General features: G+C 64.2%; 19 protein-coding genes. 16 read left to right on the top strand and 3 right to left on the bottom strand.

What is annotated here, in order from left to right:
- Positions 1 to 74: 74 nt before the first annotated feature.
- On the bottom strand, positions 75 to 884 hold the full coding sequence (locus RFM52_RS00390) for a transglutaminase-like domain-containing protein (protein WP_320294441.1): 810 nt from the start codon (positions 882 to 884) through the stop codon (positions 75 to 77).
- Between the two features lie 213 nt (positions 885 to 1,097).
- Here RFM52_RS00390 and RFM52_RS00385 point away from each other — a divergent pair, with 213 nt between their 5' ends.
- On the top strand, positions 1,098 to 1,223 hold the full coding sequence (locus tag RFM52_RS00385) for a hypothetical protein (protein WP_095819016.1): 126 nt from the start codon (positions 1,098 to 1,100) through the stop codon (positions 1,221 to 1,223).
- Positions 1,224 to 1,419: 196 nt separating this feature from the next.
- Positions 1,420 to 1,734: a quaternary ammonium compound efflux SMR transporter SugE gene (gene sugE, locus RFM52_RS00380; protein ID WP_320293892.1), complete on the top strand. Its 315-nt coding sequence runs from the start codon at positions 1,420 to 1,422 to the stop codon at positions 1,732 to 1,734.
- Between the two features lie 178 nt (positions 1,735 to 1,912).
- On the opposite strand, the gene RFM52_RS00375 is transcribed toward sugE, so the two are convergent.
- Positions 1,913 to 2,341, bottom strand: coding sequence for a DUF6481 family protein (locus RFM52_RS00375; protein WP_320293891.1), 429 nt, complete (start codon positions 2,339 to 2,341; stop codon positions 1,913 to 1,915).
- 222 nt (positions 2,342 to 2,563) lie between these two features.
- Here RFM52_RS00375 and RFM52_RS00370 point away from each other — a divergent pair, with 222 nt between their 5' ends.
- The 5 genes from RFM52_RS00370 to RFM52_RS00350 all read left to right on the top strand — a co-directional run bounded on the left by RFM52_RS00370 (position 2,564) and on the right by RFM52_RS00350 (position 7,737).
- Positions 2,564 to 3,625: an LLM class flavin-dependent oxidoreductase gene (locus RFM52_RS00370; protein WP_320293890.1), complete on the top strand. Its 1,062-nt coding sequence runs from the start codon at positions 2,564 to 2,566 to the stop codon at positions 3,623 to 3,625.
- Positions 3,626 to 3,733: 108 nt separating this feature from the next.
- Complete coding sequence (locus tag RFM52_RS00365; RefSeq protein ID WP_320293889.1) at positions 3,734 to 4,903, top strand: AI-2E family transporter; 1,170 nt, start codon at positions 3,734 to 3,736, stop codon at positions 4,901 to 4,903.
- Positions 4,904 to 5,040: 137 nt separating this feature from the next.
- Entirely contained in the window at positions 5,041 to 5,862 is an 822-nt protein-coding gene (locus RFM52_RS00360; RefSeq protein WP_320293888.1) for an arylamine N-acetyltransferase family protein, read from the top strand.
- Between the two features lie 3 nt (positions 5,863 to 5,865).
- Entirely contained in the window at positions 5,866 to 6,864 is a 999-nt protein-coding gene (locus RFM52_RS00355) for an LLM class flavin-dependent oxidoreductase (protein WP_320293887.1), read from the top strand.
- Between the two features lie 72 nt (positions 6,865 to 6,936).
- Positions 6,937 to 7,737 carry an inositol monophosphatase family protein gene (locus RFM52_RS00350; RefSeq protein WP_320293886.1) on the top strand — a complete coding sequence of 267 codons (801 nt, stop codon included), beginning with the start codon at positions 6,937 to 6,939 and terminating at the stop codon, positions 7,735 to 7,737.
- Here the strand turns inward: RFM52_RS00350 and RFM52_RS00345 are convergent.
- Positions 7,727 to 8,746: a LacI family DNA-binding transcriptional regulator gene (locus RFM52_RS00345; RefSeq protein WP_320293885.1), complete on the bottom strand. Its 1,020-nt coding sequence runs from the start codon at positions 8,744 to 8,746 to the stop codon at positions 7,727 to 7,729. The genes RFM52_RS00350 and RFM52_RS00345 overlap by 11 nt on opposite strands.
- Positions 8,747 to 8,964: 218 nt before the next feature.
- On the opposite strand from RFM52_RS00345, the gene RFM52_RS00340 reads away from it, so the two are divergent.
- From RFM52_RS00340 to RFM52_RS00300, 9 genes are all read left to right on the top strand, one after another.
- Complete coding sequence (locus tag RFM52_RS00340) at positions 8,965 to 10,545, top strand: sugar ABC transporter ATP-binding protein (RefSeq protein WP_320293884.1); 1,581 nt, start codon at positions 8,965 to 8,967, stop codon at positions 10,543 to 10,545.
- A complete protein-coding gene (locus RFM52_RS00335) occupies positions 10,542 to 11,837 on the top strand; it encodes an ABC transporter permease (RefSeq protein WP_320293883.1) in 1,296 nt (431 codons plus the stop codon). Before RFM52_RS00340 ends, RFM52_RS00335 begins: the two co-directional genes overlap by 4 nt.
- A gap of 18 nt (positions 11,838 to 11,855) precedes the next feature.
- A complete protein-coding gene (locus RFM52_RS00330) occupies positions 11,856 to 12,824 on the top strand; it encodes a substrate-binding domain-containing protein (protein WP_320293882.1) in 969 nt (322 codons plus the stop codon).
- Positions 12,825 to 13,287: 463 nt separating this feature from the next.
- A complete protein-coding gene (gene dnaK / locus RFM52_RS00325) occupies positions 13,288 to 15,204 on the top strand; it encodes a molecular chaperone DnaK (RefSeq protein WP_320293881.1) in 1,917 nt (638 codons plus the stop codon).
- Between the two features lie 202 nt (positions 15,205 to 15,406).
- Positions 15,407 to 16,537, top strand: a complete 1,131-nt coding sequence (gene dnaJ / locus RFM52_RS00320) for a molecular chaperone DnaJ (protein ID WP_320293880.1) — start codon at positions 15,407 to 15,409, stop codon at positions 16,535 to 16,537.
- A 132-nt stretch (positions 16,538 to 16,669) separates the two neighbouring features.
- Entirely contained in the window at positions 16,670 to 17,275 is a 606-nt protein-coding gene (pmtA, locus tag RFM52_RS00315; protein ID WP_320293879.1) for a phospholipid N-methyltransferase PmtA, read from the top strand.
- Between the two features lie 356 nt (positions 17,276 to 17,631).
- On the top strand, positions 17,632 to 18,228 hold the full coding sequence (locus RFM52_RS00310) for an NADPH-dependent FMN reductase (protein ID WP_320293878.1): 597 nt from the start codon (positions 17,632 to 17,634) through the stop codon (positions 18,226 to 18,228).
- A gap of 23 nt (positions 18,229 to 18,251) precedes the next feature.
- The gene (gene pyrF, locus RFM52_RS00305) at positions 18,252 to 18,935 is read left to right on the top strand and encodes an orotidine-5'-phosphate decarboxylase (protein ID WP_320294440.1); all 684 of its coding nucleotides are present in this window, start codon (positions 18,252 to 18,254) and stop codon (positions 18,933 to 18,935) included.
- A 238-nt stretch (positions 18,936 to 19,173) separates the two neighbouring features.
- Complete coding sequence (locus RFM52_RS00300) at positions 19,174 to 19,461, top strand: DUF1330 domain-containing protein (RefSeq protein WP_320293877.1); 288 nt, start codon at positions 19,174 to 19,176, stop codon at positions 19,459 to 19,461.
- Positions 19,462 to 19,466: the final 5 nt, after the last annotated feature.

The raw sequence follows: 19,466 nt of genomic DNA, 5'->3' as shown, positions 1-19,466 counted from the left end.
AAGCTCCACAGATATGCACAACGCGCTGACGGTCCGGTCGTTCAAAGCGGGAGGCGGCTCGTGACGCGAAACTGTTATTCGACGACTTCGTCGGTCCATACTCTGAAACCGGCAAGCGTGCCCGGTCCAAAGATATGGGTCAGCGGCACATCAGCCGCGTCGCGGCCGGAGGCAATCAGGATGCGGCCGATGCGCGGGGCATTGTTGCGCGGATCGAAAACGTGCCAGCGCCCACCGAGATAGACCTCCATCCAGGCGGCGAAATCCATCGAAGCCCAGGGTTTTGGCAGGCCGATGTCGCTGATATAGCCAGTGCAATAGCGGGTCGGAATGTTAAGCGCACGGCAAAAGGCGACAGCGAGATGGGCAAAATCGCGACAGACGCCGCTCTGCTCGCGGTAGGCCTCCGCCGCGGTGCGCGTGGGCCGCGCATTGCCGTAGTTGAAGACGATATGGTTGTGAACGAAGTCGCAGACCGCCTGGACGCGCGGAACGCCGAGAGGGGTGTGGCCAAACAACCGCCAGGCGTCGTTTGCCAGCACATCGCTTTCGCAATAACGGCTGGGCAGCAGGAACAAGAGTGTGTCCGATGGCAGGTCACGCACCTCGTGTTGCGAGGCCAACAGGTCACCCATCTCGAAGGTACCGGTATCGCGGATGACGGCATCGGTGCCGAAGGTAAAACGTCCCGAAGGGGCAACCAGTCGGTTGCACCAATTGCCGAAGCTGTCGCGGTAGCTCTGGATCGGCACTGGCGGCGTAGAGGTCAGGAAATCCGGCCGCTCAAGATCGGAGGCGCGGGAGTAGTGGACGTTGAGCATGGCGATCAGTGGCGCTTCTTGCGGAAAGTCGAAGGCCATCTCGCAGCCGATGTGAATTCGCATTTTCTCCCTGACCGGCTGCTTGATCATCGCTCCGGCGAAGGCCGGCTGATGCTGCTGCAGTGCGAAGAAGACCATTGCACGGACCGACGCGGTTTACGAGCAAATTAGAAACCGGTTGAAAGCGCGCGGCTGTCGGCTGCGACAGGCGCTACCCTCTTGCGGTCCAGCATTTCTCTTGTTTCACTTGCACGTCCATAATCGGAGGAGCGAATCATGGCTAAAGGTGCGATGAAGGCGGGCAAGGAAGCCCGCAAGCCGAAGAAGGACGCCAAGAAGCCCGCTGCGGCCCCGGCTCCGAAAGCGCCGCCGGTCAAGGCGATGCGCATCAAGGAAAAGTAAGCGGCCGAATTCGGTCGATCCGGCTCAAGGCAGACTTTTGAACCGGCGGCATGACAATGCTGCCGGTGTTTTGTTGATCGGAAAACAGGCCGCCCTATATCAAAGGAGCGAGGACGACCTCGCTTCCCCGAAAAACCGGCCGGGACGACCCGCCACCAAGCATCTCAAGCGATGCTGGAATGACGGAGTGTTTTCGATGTCGTGGATTTTTCTTTTCTTCGCCGGCTTGTTCGAGATCGGCTGGGCGATCGGCCTCAAATATACCGACGGCTTCTCCAAGCTGCTGCCGACCCTTCTCACCATTGCCTCGATGATCGTCAGCCTCGGCCTGCTCGGCCTGGCGCTGAAGACGCTGCCCGTCGGCACGGCCTATGCGGTGTGGACCGGCATCGGCACCGTCGGCACGGCGCTGCTCGGCATCTGGCTGCTCGGCGAGCCGGCGACGATTGTCCGGCTCGCCTGCATCGGCCTGATCGTCTGCGGCATCGTCGGCCTGAAACTGGTCGCCTAAAGCGCGTCGCGCTCAAACGGATTCAGGCGACGCGCTTTAAGTTTTTGTTTTGATGCATGTCGTTGTCCCAGAACCCCTGCGCACTTCTGGGCGACATGCATTAGCTCGCTATCCGTAGCACAAACGCGGTCAGGGCCGCTTTCGGCGACCCTGAACCATTTTCCTGACGAACCCGAACTTAGCGGGCGGAGAAGCCCGGAGGCGTGCGGCCGACGCGTGCCTTGCGGGCGGCGTAGCGTGCGTCACGCTTGGCCTTGCGTTCAGCCTCATCCGAAAGCAGACGGGAGATACGCTCGTTCTCCTCGGCTTCACGGATTTTGGCCTCGGCCTGTGCCGCCTCTTCGGCTGCAATACGCGCCGCTTCGGCGGCTGCCTCGCGTTCGGCCTTCTCAGCCGCCTCGCGCGCCAGCTTTTCCTGCTTCAGCCTTGCCTTTTCCGCCTCGCGGATGGCGCGGGCCTCGAGGATCGCCTTGCGTTCGGCCTGCTTGGCCAACACTGCGGGATCATCCGCCGCCGGCTTTGCCTTGAAGCGCTCCAGGAGCGCCTTCTTTGCCTCGTTCGCGGCATTGCGCCGCTCGAAAATGTCTTTTTCCCTGTAGATAGCCAAGTCCACTTCCTTGCAGTCTATTCGCGACGCTTACATACGCGCGAAACCGGGGAGTTCAAGCGCCAAAACGGTATGCCAGCCATGAAAATCTGAGCTGTTGCCGTGGAGCTACGCCCAGCGTCGATGGACTGTTCACCGTTCGCGCCACTGGTGGGCGGCGCGGCGCGGCGCTACCTCTAGCGCCGAAACACCAAGCGAACATGACAGCTAAGGACACCGGCAATGGAACTCGGCCTTTATACTTTCGCGGATGTCAGCCCGGAGCCGAGTGCCGGCGCGATCGGCCCGCAGGAGCGGCTGCGCAATCTAATCGAGGAAATCGAGTTGGCCGACCAGGTCGGCCTCGACGTGTTCGGCCTCGGCGAGCATCACCGCCCCGACTATGCCGCCTCGGCGCCGGTCGTGGCGCTGGCCGCGGCGGCCGAACGCACGAAGCGCATCCGCCTGACCAGCGCGGTCACGGTGCTTTCCTCCGACGATCCGGTGCGCGTCTTCCAGCAATTCGCGACGCTCGACCTTCTGTCCACCGGCCGCGCCGAGATCATGGCCGGCCGCGGCTCCTTCATCGAATCCTTCCCGCTGTTCGGCTACAATCTCGAGGACTATGACGAGCTCTTCGCCGAGAAGCTCGACCTTTTGCTCGCCATCCGCGATCAGGTGACAGTAACGTGGCAGGGCAAGCTGCGCGCGCCGATCAACGGCCGCGGCGTCTATCCGCGTCCGTTGCAGGAAAAACTGCCGATCTGGATCGCCATCGGTGGAACACCGCAATCCGCCGCCCGCGCCGGCGTGCTCGGCCTGCCGCTGGCGCTGGCCATCATCGGCGGCGAGCCGGCGCGTTTCGCGCCGCTGTTCGACATCTATCGCGAGGCGGCGCGGCGCGCCGGCACCGATCAGGCAACGCTTGCCACCAGCATCAACGTGCACGGCTTCATCGCCGAGACGACCGAACAGGCGGCCGACGATTTCTACGGACCGCAGGCCGAGGTGATGAACCGCATCGGCCGCGAGCGCGGCTGGGGCCCGACCTCGCGCGCGCATTTCGATCAGGCGCGCGCGGCGAACGGCGCACTCTTCGTCGGCAATCCTGAGGCTGTGGCGGAAAAGATCGTCGCCCAGCACAAGATCTTCGGCAACGACCGCTTCCTGCTGCAAATGGCGATCGGCACCATGCCGCACGCCAAGATCATGAAGGCGATCGAGCTCTATGGCACCAGGGTGGCGCCGATCGTGCGCAAGGAAACGGCCAAGGCCGCGCCCGCCATCGCGGCGCCGGCCGCCTGATCGGCGGCTGCCGCTGGCCTTGTGAGGACCGCCGGCTAACGGAACCTTGGCGCGGCGGGCACGTTTTCTTCGGCGATTGCACCGGGTGCGGTGCTCCTGAGGGAACCGATGAAAGCCGAACCGATCGCTTCGGGCGCGAGCGTTGCCGAAAGCCCTGATGCGCGTGCCGATGCGCGCGCGGACATGCGCCTCACGCGGTCGCTGGTGATCGGGATCTTCATTCTGATGACGATCGCAGCGCTGTATTTCGCCCGCGCATTCTTCATGCCGGTGATGCTGGCCTTCCTTTTGGCACTGACGCTGACACCGATCGTGCGCTTCCTGCGCAAGCATGGCGTTCCGGAGGTGGTTTCGGCGACGTTTCTGGTGCTCTTCTCCATCTTCGTCTTCGCCGCCGCGGGCTATTTGCTCAGCGGCCCGGTCATCGATCTCATCAACAACTCCTATTCGATCGGCCAGCAGCTGACCGAGCGGCTGGCGCCGTTCAAGCGGCCGCTCGAGCGGGTGATGGATCTCGCGCATCAGCTCGAGGCGCTGACCGAGACCTCGCAGGAGCCGGGCGTGCAGCGGGTGACGGTGGCGCCTTCCGGCTTCCTGTCCACGGCGGCCAGCAATATTCTGGAAGCGGGCACCTCGATCACCATCGTCTTCGTGCTGTCGCTGTTCCTGCTCGCCTCCGGCACGCTGTTCTACGAGAAGATCGTCCAGTCCTTCACCAGCATGACCCAGAAGAAGCGGGCGTTGCGCGTCGTCTATGACGTCGAGCGCGAGATCTCGCACTATCTGCTCACGGTCTCCGTCATCAACGCCGGCCTCGGCACGGTCATCGGGCTGGGCCTGTGGGGGCTCGGCATGCCCAATCCGCTGGTCTGGGGCGCGACGGCGGCGCTGCTCAATTTCCTGCCCTATGTCGGCGCGCTGACGACTATCCTGCTCGTCGCCGTCATCGCGCTGATCAGCTTCGACACGATTGCCTATGCGCTGCTGGCGCCGGCTTTCGTGGTGTTGTGCGACATCGTCGAGGGCCAGTTCGTGACGCCGATGGTGGTCGGGCGGCGCCTCGAGATCAACGCGGTGGCGATCTTCATCGCCATCGCCTTCTGGTCATGGCTATGGGGCTTCGTCGGCGCGCTGATGGCGGTGCCGTTGCTGGTCGTCATCAAGGTCTTCTGCGACCATTTCGAGGGTTTGAGCCATGTCGGCAACTTCCTCGCGGCGCAGCAATCCATGGCCATCGAGGAAGAGCCGGCCGAAAACAATCACAAATCCACGCCCTGACACTTCCACACCCTGACACTTCCACACCCTGACACTTCCAGACCCTGACACTGGCCCAATCCCAAACCTCGGCCGTTGTTTGCGACACCGATGACCAGTGCCTATATCGGACCGGTCAAGCCGGACCTGTCCCCTGAATGAGCGACTTCGATCTCGATGGCTATTTCACCCGCATCGGCTACGGCGGGCCGACCGAGGTTTCGCTCGGCACGATGCAGGCGCTGCACGCCACCCACCCGCGGGCGATCCCGTTCGAGAACATCGATGCCTTGATGGGCGTTTCGGTCGGGCTCGACATCGCCTCGCTGCAGGACAAGATTTTTCGCCAGGGTCGCGGCGGCTATTGCTTCGAGCACAATCTGATCTTCCTGCACGCGCTTGAAGCGCTGGGCTTCGCCGTCAGCGGGCTCGCCGCCCGTGTGCTGTGGGGCCAGCCGGATGACACTATTACCGCGCGCAGCCACATGTTGCTGCGCATCGAGCTTGGCGGCCGCATCTATATCGCCGATGTCGGCTTCGGCGGCCTGACGCTGACGGCGCCGCTGCTGCTGGAACCCGGGCTGGAGCAAGACACGCCGCACGAGGCTTTTCGCATTGTCGAGACCGGCGACCATTTCCGCTTGCAGGCCAATATCGGCGATGATTGGCGCACGCTCTACCGCTTCGACATGAGCCAGGCCCATGAGGTCGACTACCGGGTCGCCAGCCACTTCCTGTCGACGCATCCAAGCTCGCATTTCCTGTCGACACTGGTGGCCGCGCTGGCGCTGCCCGACCGGCGTTATGCGCTGCGCAACAACCGGCTGTCGACGCACCATGCCGGCGGCCGCAGCGAGCAGCGCGAGATCGCGACGGCCATCGAACTCGCCGACGTGCTGGAGAACCAGCTCGCCATCGTCATCCCGGACCGCCCCGCCTTCGAGGCGAGGCTGCGGGAAAAACGCATCGTGGAGACCTGACCAATGACGGCCCTTTCGGTTCTCGACCTGTCGCCGATCACGCAAGGCAGCACTGCCACACAGTCGCTGGCCAATTCGCTCGACCTTGCCCGCCATGCCGAGCGGCTGGGCTACAAGCGTTACTGGCTGGCCGAGCACCACAACATGCCGGGCATTGCGAGCGCCGCGACGTCCGTCGTGATCGCGCATGTCGCCGGAGGGACGAAGACGATCCGCGTCGGCGCCGGCGGCATCATGCTGCCAAACCATGCGCCGTTGGTGATCGCCGAACAATTCGGCACGCTGGCCGCCCTTTTCCCCGGCCGCATCGATCTAGGCCTCGGCCGCGCGCCGGGCACCGATATGCTGACGGCCCGCGCCTTGCGCCGCAACCTCGAAAGCGCCGACAACTTCCCGCAGGACGTGGTCGAGCTGATGGGCTATTTCCAGCCGGCCGAGGAGGGCCAGCGCATCCGCGCCGTGCCCGGCGAGGGCCAGACCGTGCCGGTCTGGATCCTCGGCTCCAGCCTCTATGGCGCGCAGCTCGCAGCACTGCTTGGCCTGCCCTATGCGTTTGCCTCGCATTTCGCGCCGGCCGAGCTCGACCATGCGCTGGACGTCTATCGCACGCGCTTCCAGCCGTCCGCGCAGCTCGACAAGCCCTATGTGATGCTCGGCCTCAACGTCTTTGCAGCACCGACCGACGCCGAGGCGAAGCTTCTGTTCAGCTCGCTGCAGCAGGCTTTCGTCAATCTGCGCAGCGGCCGGCCCGGCCAGTTGCCACCGCCGGTCGAGAATTACGACCGCGATCTCGATCCGATGGCGAAGAGCATGCTTGCCCAGGCGCTGTCCTGCGCCGTCGTCGGTTCGCCGGAGACGGTGCGCCAGGGCATCGACGCCTTCATACGCCGCACCGGCGCCGACGAATTGATGGTGACGGCGCAGTGCTTCGACCACGCGGCGCGCGTGCGTTCCTTCGAGATCCTCGCCGACGTGCACAAATCGATGTCGAAGGCCGCCTGATCGCGCACGGCTTTTGCCTGACATATTGGTCTGCTAAGGGCACAGGCGTCCATTCTCAGCCAAGAGTTTCCCGTGACCCACGACCTCGACGACCGCATGCATTTCGCCATAGACCTGGCGCGGCGCGCCGGCGAGCTGGGGCTGAAATATTTTCGCGACCTCGACAATCTGACCGTCGAGAGCAAGGGCCATCAGGACCTGGTTTCCGAGGGCGACCGCGAGGTCGAGCTGTTCATCCGCGCGGCGATCGCCGAGGCCTATCCCGGCGACGGCATCATCGGCGAGGAGCACGCGGCGGTAACCGGAACAACCGGTCATGTCTGGGTGATCGACCCGATCGACGGCACCGCCAATTTCGTGCGCGGCATTCCGGCCTGGTGCGTGGTGATCGCCTGCGCCAAGGATGGCGAGACGATTGTCGGCGTCATCCATGAGCCTTCGACCGACGAGACGTTCTACGGCCGCCGCGGCGGCGGCGCCTTCCTCAACGGCAAGCCTATCAAGGCCAGCAACGCGGCGTCATTGTCCGAAGGCTCGGTCGGCACCGGGCTTTCCAACCGCGTTTCGACCAAGAATGTCGTCGTGCTCATCACCCTGATATTGGGGGAGGGCGGCGTCTTCTACCGCAACGCCTCGGGCGCGCTGATGCTTGCCTATGCGGCGTCCGGCCGGCTGCTCGGCTATATTGAAGAGCATATGAACGCCTGGGACTGCCTGGCCGGCATGCTGCTGGTCGAGGAGGCGGGCGGCACGGTGCTGAAAGCGGATCCGAAGACGGTGCTAGGCAAAGGCACCCGGGTGACCGCCGGCGGCCGGCGCATCTTTCCGAGGCTGCAGCTGCTCTGCGAGAGCTCCTTCGGATTTACGCGCTGACGGTCTGCGCGACCGCGCCGAGCGGCCGGCAGGAATTGCGGATCATCAGCCGGCCCTTCAGCACGAGCTTGCGCGGCGGAGCGTCGCGGTTGCCGGCCAGCCGGTCGAGCAGGAGGTTCGCCGCCTGCTCGCCGATCGCCTGCACCGGCTGCGCAACCGTGGTCAATTGCGGCACGAACACGTCCGACCACGGAAAATCGTCGAAACAGGCAACCGAAATGTCTTCGGGGCAGTTGAGGCCGATGTCGCGGATCGCCTTCATAGTGCCGATCACCATCGGGTTGTTGGCCGAGAAGATCGCGCTCGGCCGGTCGTGCAACGACAAGAGCTGCATGGTCGCGTTGTAGCCGTCGATTTCGTGGAAATTGCCGGAGCGCACGAGCTCCTGCGCCACCGGCAGGCCGGCCGCCTGCAGCGCCTCGCGGTAGCCGGTCATGCGGTCTCGCATGGTGGATATGTCGGAGGTGCCGGTAATGTAGCCGATGCGCCTGTGGCCAAGATGGATCAGATAGGTGATGGCGTCGAACACGGCGCGCTGGTTGTCCAGCACCACCGCATCGGTGTCGACGCCTTCGCAGAGGCGGTCGAGCAGCACCACTGGCACATTGGCGTCCTCGACGATGCCCTTCAAAATGCCGCCGTCGCCGACGCGCGCCACGATCAGCCCGTCGACCATGCGATCGAGCAGCAGGCGGATCTGCTCGTCCTGCGTGTTCAGGTCCTCGTCCGTGCAGCACAGCATGACGGCATAGCCGGCGCGGTCGAACGCCTGCTGGATGACCGAAACGACATCGGTGAAGAACGGGTTGGTGATGTGAGGGACGGTCAGCCCGATGGTTCGCGTGGTGCCCATCTTGAGGCTGCGGGCAATGGCGTTGCGCTTGTAGCCGATGTCGCGGATCGCTTGCTCGATGCGCTGGGTAAGCTCGGGACTGACGGTGGCGGTGCCGTTGAGCAATGCCGACACTGTGGCCACGGACACGCGCGCCGCCTCCGCCACATGCAGCATGGTCGGCGCCGTGGATTTCCGCTGTTTTTTTCGCCCTGACATTGTCATTTTCGAAACGTTTAGCCACCCTTATTTGGCTAAACCTACGTAAACCCGGCGTTTTTCGCAAGAATTGAAATGCATCAATCCTCAACAACCAGATATGCGCTTGACACGTTCGAAACGTTTCGATTAGCGTTCAGGCAATCGAAGACGACGGAGGGAGGCCGTCCCTTGCCATGCAGCGCGCTGATTCCAACACGACTGGCAATGCGGCCGCCGACGGTCCCGCCGTCGTCCTGAGCGCGACGGGCATTTCCAAGCGATTTGGCGGCATCACCGCGTTGTCCGACGTGAAGCTGGATCTCAGGCCCGGCGAGGTGCATGCGCTGATGGGCGAGAACGGCGCCGGCAAGTCGACGCTGATGAAAATCCTCTCGGGCGTCTATACCGACTACGAAGGCGCCGTGGCGATCGACGGCCAGACCGTTTATTTCACCGGTGTCCGCGACGCCGAGGACGCAGGCATCGCCATCATCCACCAGGAGCTCAACCTCGTCCCTGAACTCAGCGTCGCCGACAACATCTTCCTCGGCCGCGAAAAGCTGATCGCCGGGCTGGTCGTCGACCGCAAGGCGAGCAGCCGCACGGCCAGCGCGCTGCTGCAGCGGCTGGGCATCGAGCTCGATCCGGAAGCGCGGGTCGGCGCGCTCAGGGTGGGCGAGCAGCAACTGGTGGGGATCGCCAAGGCGCTGTCGAAGTCGGCGCGCATCCTGATCATGGACGAGCCGACCTCGGCGCTGTCGCCGGCCGAGTGCCAGAGACTGTTCCGCATCATCGGCCAGCTCGCGACAAGCGGCGTTGCGATCGTCTACATCTCGCATCGCATCGACGAGGTCATGCATCTGGCAAGCCGGGTGACGGTGCTGCGCGACGGGCGCCATGTGCTGACGCAGGACATGGCGGGACTGAGCGAAGACGCCATCATCTCCGCCATGGTCGGGCGCGATCTTCTGGCTTCCTCCGGCCACGAACGCGGCTCCGGCGGCAAGGCGGTGCTCTCGGTCAGGGGCCTGTCGCTTTCGAAGCCCGACCGGCATGGCTGGCGCACGGCGATCGACGGCGTCGGCTTCGACCTCTGCGCCGGCGAGATCCTCGGCATCGGCGGGCTGCTGGGTTCCGGCCGTACCGAAATCCTGGAAGCGATCTTCGGCTCCAGCGGTGGCCGGACCGGCGGCGAAATCCAGCTGGACGGCGCGCCGGTCGAGATCGGCTCGCCGCGCGAGGCCCTCCGGCTCGGCATCGCCCTGGTAACCGAGGACCGCAAGACCCAAGGCCTGCATCTCAAGGCCTCGATCACCGACAATGTCGCCTTGCCGCTGGTCGGCGCGTTGGCGCGCTTCGGGCTGCGCTCGCGCGCGGGCGAGCAGGGCCTGGCCCGCGAGGCGGTCAGCGCGCTCGGCATACGCTGCGAAAGCATCGAGCAGGCCGCCGGCACACTGTCGGGCGGCAACCAGCAGAAGGTGGTGATCGGCAAGTGGCTGGCGACGCAGCCGCGCGTGCTTCTGCTCGACGAGCCGACGCGCGGCATCGATGTCGGCGCCAAGCGCGAAATCTACGACCTCATCTTCAAGCTGGCCGGCGATGGGCTGGCGATCGCCGTGATCAGCTCCGAGCTGCCCGAGCTTTTGCATCTGGCCGACCGCATCCTGGTCATGGCGGAGGGCCGCCAGCGCGGAATCCTGTCCCGAGCGGAAGCCAGCGAGGAGGCGATCATGCGGCTTGCCGCGCCACGAAGGACCGCGAGACCTGCCGCATGAGCCTCATCAGCCTTCTCTCCCGCACCAAGCTTTACTGGGGGCTGATCACCATCTTCCTGATCGGCGTGTTCGGTTCGCCGATCAGCTCCAAGGGCAACAACATCTTTTTGTCTTACGGCAACCTGCTCGACGTGCTGCGCCAGGTGTCGACCACCGGCCTGATCGCCACCGGCATGACGGCGGTGATCCTGACCGGCGGCATCGATCTTTCCGTCGGCTCGCTGATGGCGATCTGCTCGGTCGTCTGCGCCATGCTGCTGACCGTGCCGGGCGTCACGCCGTCGGCGGCGCTCGGCGTGCCGACAACCGCGCTGGTGGCTCTCTGCCTCGGCGCGCTTCTCACCCGCTTCATCCTGCTCAACATCGAGAAGTCCCGCGCCGGGGCGGACGCCAGCCGCGAGCTGCGGCTGGACAGGGTGCGCGGGCTGGTCATTCCGGGCGTGGTCGGCGTGATCCTTTGCTGCCTTTCGCTGTGGTACCTGCTACCGCAGGTCGAGACCAAGTTCGGCGTGCTCGGCGTGCTGCTGGTGGCGCCTTGCGTCGGCCTTCTGTTCGGCACCATCAACGGCTTCATCATCGTCGCCGGGCGGCTGCAGCCCTTCATCGTCACGCTGGCGATGATGGTGACGGCGCTCGGCGTCGCCAGGCTGACCGCCGGCCAGAACAATGCGGTGCTGCCGGTCTATACCGGCTCCAACGCCACCGCCGAATTCGAGATCCTGCGCTCGCTGGTGTTCGGCGTCGTGCCGATGCCCGGCCTGTTCTTCCTCGGCGCGATCGTGATCTACGGCGCGGTGCTGCGCTTCACGCCCTTCGGCCGCTACGTCTACGCCATCGGCGGTAATGAGGAGGCGGCGCGGCTTTCGGGCATCGCCGCGGGGCGCGTCAAGATCGCCACCTATGCGGTCTCCGGCCTGCTCGCCGGCATCGCGGCGGTGCTTTACGTGGCGCAATACCGGCAAGGCAAGCCGGACGCCGGCGCCGGGCTGGAGCTCGACGCCATCGCCGCAGTGGTCATCGGCGGCACCAGCCTGATGGGCGGGCGCGGCAGCCTGATCGGCACTTTCTGCGGCGTGCTGATCTTCGGGCTGCTGTCCAACATCCTGCAACTGCACAACATCAATTCGAACCTTCAGCTGGTGCTCAAGGGGGCGATCATCATCGGCACCGTGCTCGTGCAGGAGCGCAACGCCGGCGACCTTCTCAGCTATCTGCGCCTGCCCAACGGACGGGCGGCGCAAAAGGAAACGGCCGCGGCCAAGCGGCCGTCACAGGAGACCTCGTCTCTATAATCCGGAGGAAACAGGACCATGAAACGACGTGACATGCTGAAGCTTGCGACTTTCGCAGCCGCACTTCTGACGACGACAGCGCTCTTTTCCAGCAACCATGCCTTTGCCGATGGCAAGAAGTGGAAGATCGGCTTCTCGCAGGTGACCACCATCGAACCCTGGCGCGCCCAGTTCAACAAGGACATCATCGCCGAGGCCGCCAAGCATCCCGAAGTCGAGCTGATCATCACCGACGGCGAAGACAAGACCGAAAAGCAGGTCGCCGATGTCGAGAACCTGATCCGCCAGGAGGTCGACGCGCTGCTGGTGTCGCCGAAGGAATCGGCCGGTCTCACCGGCGTGGTGCAGCAGGCGATCGACGCCAAGATCCCGGTCTTCGTGCTCGACCGCAATGTCGACACCAAGGACTACACGCAGTTCGTCGGCGGCGACAACGCGCTGATCGGCCGGGCGGCGGGCGAATATGCCGTCGAGCTCCTGGGCGGCAAGGGCAAGGCCGCCGGCAACGTCGTCGAGATCTGGGGCGGCATGGGCACACAGCCGGCGCATGACCGCCATGACGGCTTCCATGAGTTCACCGACAAGGAGCCGGGCATCAAGTACCTACTCGACCAGCAATCGGGCGACTGGAAGCAGGACCAGGCCTACAACATCATGGCCAACGCGCTGAAGACCAACGAGAAGATCGATCTCGTCTACGGCCACAATGATCCGATGGCCTATGGCGCCTATCTCGCGGCCAAGGACGTCGGGCGCGAAAAGGATATCAAGTTCATCGGCATCGACGGCCTGCCCAACGAAGGCGTGCAGATGGTGAACAAGGGCGAGCTGACGGCGACCTTCACCTATGTCACGCCGGGCGCCGAGGGCCTGCGCCAGGCGATCAAGTTCCTGAACGGCGAGAAGGTCGAGAAGACCATCACGCTGCCGACGGAAAGGATCACCAAGGAGAACGCGGCCAAGATCCTCAAGGACAACGGGCTCTAAGCCCTGGGTACCCTGCCGGGCCACGCGCCCGGCAGGGCTTTTGCCCAAGCGCCGGGCGCTCCTCAAGTCCCGCCGCCAGGTGCCAAAACCACGGCTGCGACGCGGATTTCCGGCTCTTTCGCGACCGAAAGTCACGCCCGACAGGGCGAGCCTTGCCCTTCCCGGAAGGCAACGTTGCGCGTCGTCGACGGCCCCCATCCCAAAAAAGCAGTCTGGAACAACGCGATAGCGCGATAGCGCGCCGATCCCGCCGCCAAGCGCCGCGTGTCGCTTTCCAGCCCGCGCCGAGACGATGGACAGCTTGCGCAGAATGCTTGCGCCTTGTGTCGCCTGTTCTTATATACGCGCCAGCCGTCCGGCTCCGAAAAGCGGGGACCGCGATGGGATTTCTTGTGAACAGGGGCTTTCGTCGGAACGCCTTTTGAAGGGTCCTGAGAGCCTGCTTAGAGGAGAGACTAGAACAATGGCAAAAGTTATCGGTATCGATCTCGGCACTACCAATTCCTGTATCGCCATCATGGATGGCAAGGACCCCAAGGTGATCGAGAACGCTGAAGGCGCGCGCACGACGCCTTCGATCGTCGCCATCTCGAATGATGGCGAACGTCTCGTCGGCCAGCCGGCCAAGCGCCAGGCGGTCACCAACCCGGAAAACACCATCTTCGCGGTCAAGCGCCTGATCGGCCGCCGCTATGACGACCCGGTGACGGAGAAGGACAAGAAGCTTGTCCCTTACAAGATCGTCAAGGGCGACAATGGCGACGCCTGGGTCGAGGCCGGCGGCAAGAAGCAGTCGCCCAGCCAGATCTCGGCGATGATCCTGCAGAAGATGAAGGAGACGGCGGAAGCCTATCTCGGCGAAAAGGTCGAGAAGGCGGTCATCACCGTTCCGGCCTATTTCAACGACGCCCAGCGCCAAGCGACCAAGGACGCCGGCAAGATCGCCGGCCTGGAAGTGCTGCGCATCATCAACGAACCGACCGCGGCGGCCCTTGCCTACGGCCTGGAAAAGAAGGACGGCAAGACCATCGCCGTCTATGACCTTGGCGGCGGCACCTTCGACATCTCGGTGCTCGAGATCGGCGACGGCGTCTTCGAGGTGAAGTCGACCAATGGCGACACCTTCCTCGGCGGCGAGGACTTCGACATGCGCCTGGTCGAGTACCTGGCGGCCGAGTTCAAGAAGGAACAGGGCATCGACCTGAAGAACGACAAGCTTGCCCTGCAGCGCCTCAAGGAAGCGGCAGAGAAGGCCAAGATCGAGCTGTCGTCGACGACGCAGACCGAGATCAACCTGCCCTTCATCACCGCCGACGCCACCGGGCCGAAGCACCTGACGATGAAGCTGACCCGCGCCAAGTTCGAGACGCTGGTCGACGACCTTGTCCAGCGCACGATCGAGCCCTGCAAGGCGGCGCTCAAGGATGCCGGCCTGAAGGCGGCTGAGATCGACGAGGTGGTGCTGGTCGGCGGCATGACCCGCATGCCCAATATCCAGGAGATCGTGAAGCAGTTCTTCGGCAAGGAGCCGCATAAGGGCGTCAACCCGGATGAGGTCGTCGCACTTGGCGCCGCCATCCAGGCCGGCGTGCTGCAGGGCGACGTCAAGGACGTTCTGCTGCTCGACGTGACGCCGCTGTCGCTGGGCATCGAGACGCTGGGTGGCGTGTTCACCCGACTGATCGAGCGCAACACGACGATCCCAACCAAGAAGAGCCAGACCTTCTCGACCGCCGAGGACTCGCAGTCGGCGGTGACGATCCGCGTCTTCCAGGGCGAGCGCGAAATGGCGGCCGACAACAAGATGCTCGGCCAGTTCGACCTGGTCGGCATTCCGCCGGCCCCGCGCGGCGTGCCGCAGATCGAGGTCACCTTCGACATCGACGCCAACGGCATCGTCAACGTCTCGGCCAAGGACAAGGGCACCGGCAAGGAGCACCAGATCCGCATCCAGGCTTCGGGCGGTCTGTCCGATGCCGACATCGAGAAGATGGTGAAGGACGCCGAGGCCAATGCCGACGCGGACAAGAAGCGCCGAGCCCTCGTCGAGGCCCGCAACCAGGCGGAAGCGCTGGTGCATTCGTCCGAGAAGTCGCTCAAGGACTATGGCGACAAGGTCTCGGAAGCTGACCGCACCGCGATCTCCGACGCGATCACCGCGCTGAAGACCGCTGCGGAAGGCGACGACCCGGCCGACATCGAGGCCAAGTCGCAGTCGCTCGCCGAAGCTTCAATGAAGCTCGGCCAGGCCATGTACGAAGCCTCGCAGAAGGAAGCGGCCGAAGCCGACGCCAAGGCGGATGCCGCCAAGGATTCGGACGTGGTCGACGCCGACTTCGAGGAAATCGACGAAGACGACGACAAGAAGAAGTCGGCTTGAGCCGGCTGACGGCGAATAAGTGCAAAAGCCCGGCGCGAAGCCGGGCTTTTTTGCAACCTTGCCTGAAAAAGTGACGGAAAAACCCGGAGCGAGCCCGGCTTGGCACTAGCATCCGGGAAACATCGCTCCTAAATCCAAGACCATGCCGGCAAACGTCGCCAACAATGCTTGAAGACATTGAGCATCCGGACAGCGGGAAAAAATGAAAGCTGATTTCTACGAAACGCTGGGCGTGCAAAAAGGCGCCGACGAGAAGGAACTCAAGAGCGCTTTCCGCAAGCTCGCCATGCAGTTCCATCCCGACCGCAATCCCGGCGACGGTGCATGCGAGCACAAGTTCAAGGAAATCAACGAAGCCTATGAGACGCTGAAGGATCCGCAGAAGCGCGCCGCCTATGACCGTTTCGGCCACGCCGCCTTCGAGCAGGGCGGTATGAACGGCGCGGCGCACGGCTTTGGCGCCGGCGGCTTCGCCGACATCTTCGAGGACATTTTCGGCGACATGATGGGCGGCCGCCAGCGCCGTTCCTCCGGCGGCCGCGAACGCGGCGCCGACCTGCGCTACAACATGGAAATCACGCTGGAGGAAGCCTTCTCCGGCAAGACGGCGCAGATCCGCGTGCCGGCTTCGATCTCCTGCTCGGAATGCTCCGGCAGCGGCGCCAAGCCCGGCACGCAGCCGGTGACCTGCTCGATGTGCCACGGCCACGGCAAGGTGCGCGCCACGCAAGGCTTCTTCTCGATCGAACGCACTTGCCCGCAATGCCAGGGTCGCGGCCAGACGATCAAGGATCCCTGCCCGAAATGCGCCGGACAAGGCCGGGTCACCGAGGAGCGCTCGCTGTCGGTCAACATTCCGGCCGGCATCGAGGACGGCACCCGCATCCGGTTGGCCAATGAGGGCGAGGCCGGCCTGCGCGGCGGACCGTCCGGCGACCTCTACATCTTCCTGGCGGTCAAGCCGCACGAATTCTTCCAGCGCGACGGCGCCGATCTCTATTGCAAGGTGCCGATCTCGATGACGACGGCGGCGCTTGGCGGCTCCTTCGAGGTCACCACGCTCGATGGCACCCAGACCAAGGTCAAGGTGACGGAAGGCACGCAGAACGGCCGCCAGTTCCGGCTCAAGGGCAAGGGCATGCCGGTGCTGCGCCAGCCCAATGTCGGCGACCTCTACATCCAGACGGCGGTCGAGACGCCGCAGAACCTGACGCGCCGCCAGCGCGAATTGCTGGAGGAGTTCGAGCAGCTCTCCTCGAAGGACAATTCGCCCCAGTCGAGCGGCTTTTTCGCGCGCATGAAGGACTTTTTCGAGTCGTTCGGCGAGAGCTGATCACTACGGGCCCGCGTTCCGGTGCGGACGGTTCCCAAGCGTCATCAACATCTTATGCCAGCTTGACGCCTTGCCTTGTCCCACCCACCTGCTAAGTAGCGGATCGGGGGCTGAGCATTGAGGAGAGCTCGCATGGCACGTAGTCCCGGGTTGCGCAAAGCGCTGGCCGAAAAATTCGACGACGAGCTGAAGTTCTTCAAAGGCTGGATCGACAAGCCGAAAACGGTCGGCTCGATCGTTCCCACCAGTTCCATCACCGCCCGCAAGATGGCCTCGATCGTTAATCCGAGATCGGGCCTGCCTGTGCTCGAGGTCGGGCCCGGCACCGGCGTCATCACCCGCGCCATCCTCGCCCAGGGCGTGAAGCCGGAAAACCTCTACGCGGTCGAATATTCGACCGACTTCGTGCGCCATCTGCGCCGGCTCTATCCCGGCGTCAACGTGATCGAGGGCGACGCCTTCAATCTCAACGCCACGCTCGGCGACAAGCGCGACATGGTGTTCGATTCGGTTGTCTCCGGCGTGCCGCTGCTCAACTTCCCGGTCACCCAGCGCATCGCCTATATCGAAAGCCTGCTTGACCGCATTCCCGCCGGCAGGCCGATCGTGCAGCTGACCTACGGCCCGCTGTCGCCGATCCCGCCCGGCCGCGGCGACTACACGGTCAAGCATTTCGATTTCATCATCCGCAACATCCCGCCGACGCAGCTGTGGATCTATCGGCGCGAGGCGCATTAGTTTCTAAACGTGAAACTGTTCGCCAATCCCCAGCGATGGCAGCCGTCATTGGTGATTGGCCTAAAACGCCGCCACTTCGTCATCCACGGGCGGAGCAAGGAGCGAAGCGACGCGGCGCAGACCCGAGGATCCATTCCGTGACTTCGAAGCGTCGCGACGATCCGGAATTCTGCTCCGCCGCGCTCTACGATCGGGGTAACGGAATGGATCCTCGGGTCTTCGCGACGCCGCTTCGCGGCTGCTCCGCCCGTGGATGACGAAGTTCGTAGGTCCCGCCAATCCCTTGACGTTTTCTGCCTCCCGCTCGTTGATTTGCGCTTCCCTTGGCTGTACCTGTCCCCGAACAAGGGTGGCCAATGGCAGTGATCCCAAGAATCCTCGTCTTCGCCGGCTCGGTCCGGACCGGCGCCTATAGCGGACGGACCGCCGATGTGGCGCAGAAGGAACTCGCCATGCAGGGCGCGGAGGTGACGCGCATCTCGCTCGGCGACTATGCGCTGCCGATCATGGACGAGGACCTGGAAAAGGAAAAAGGCATCCCCGAGAACGCGGTCAAGCTCGGCCGCCAGATCGCGGCGCATGACGGGCTGCTGATCGCGACGCCCGAATATAACGGCTCGATCCCGCCATTGCTCAAGAACTCGATCGACTGGGTGAGCCGGATGCGGCGCGACGGCAGCCGCGCGTTCAGGCCGCTTGCCGGCAAGCCGGTCGGGCTCTGCTCGTCCTCGGAGGGCAAATTCGCCGGCATACGCTGCATCAACCATTTGCGCGCGGTGCTGGTGCGCTGCCAGATGGAGGTGATCACGCCGGAATGCTCGGTCTCCGAGGCCGACATGGCGTTCGCCGAGGACGGACAATTCAGGGACGCCAGACTACACCAATCGATGGAGCGCCTATGCCGCACACTGATCGAAACCTCGCGCATGCTGTCGACCCGGATCGAGGCGTGATCAATTTCGCGGAGGCCGACACGATGCGCGACCGGCTGATCGTCGGGCTCGACCTGCCGACACTGAAGGAGGCCGAAAGAGCGGTGCGCGAGCTCGAGGGCGCAGTCTCCTTCTACAAGATCGGCTACCAGCTCGCCTTCGCCGGCGGGCTCGATTTCGCGCGGGAACTGGCCAGCGGCGGCACGAAAGTGTTCCTCGACATGAAGCTGCTCGACATCGACAACACGGTGGCCAAGGGTGTCGAGAACATCGTCAAGATGGGCATGACGATGCTGACGCTGCATGCCTATCCCAAAACCATGAGAGCGGCGGTCGAGGCGGCCAGGGGCAGCGAGCTCTGCCTGCTCGGGGTGACGGTGCTGACTTCGATGGATGAGCAGGACGTGATCGACGCCGGCTATGAATACGACCCGCACACGCTGGTGCTCAGGCGCTCCGAACAGGCGCTGCATGCCGGCATGGGCGGCATTGTCTGCTCGGCTGAAGAAGCCGAGGCGGTGCGCCGGATCGTCGGACCCGACATGGCGGTGGTGACGCCGGGCATCCGACCGTCGGGCAGCGACCATGGCGACCAGAAGCGCGTGGTGACGCCGGCGCAGGCGATCCGCAACGGCTCCAGCCACCTTGTCGTCGGCCGGCCGATCGTCGCGGCGCCGGACCGCCGCGCCGCGGCCGAGGCGATCCTCGCCGAGATGCAATCCGCCTAAGGACCAATTCTGAAACTCTACTCCGGCGGTCATCTGGCGGCGTTTTCTGCGCTTCCGGTGCTCACGTACTTTAAGTACGCTCCGCTCCGGCCTTCGCCGGCCGAAGCCCTCATAAGTGTCTGCGCTCTATGAGGCTACGGCCGGCGTAGGCCGGTTCTCGAAAACACCACCAACTGCCTCACCGGAGCGACTTTCCGAACTGGTCCTCGCTCGCGAAAGACAGACAGGAGAAAAAATTATGCCGAAGGGATATTGGATCGCGCGTGTCGATGTGCGCGACGCCGAGGGCTACAAGGACTATGTCGCCGCCGCGAAGCCGGCTTTCGAGCGCTTCGGCGGCAAGTTCCTGGCGCGCGGCGGCGAGCATGAAAAGGCCGAGGGACCTGGACGCGCCCGCAACGTGATCATCGAGTTCGAATCGCTTGCGGCGGCGCATGAGTGCTACCACTCGCCGGAATATCAGCGCGCCGTCGCCATCCGCCAGAAAGTGGCCGACGGCGAGATCGTCCTGGTCGAGGGGGTTTAGTTCGT

The organism is Mesorhizobium humile, from assembly GCF_033977215.1.
Lineage (GTDB): Bacteria > Pseudomonadota > Alphaproteobacteria > Rhizobiales > Rhizobiaceae > Mesorhizobium > Mesorhizobium humile.
The sequence above is the reverse complement of the archived record's forward strand: the minus strand, read 5'-3'. Positions and strand labels throughout refer to the sequence as shown.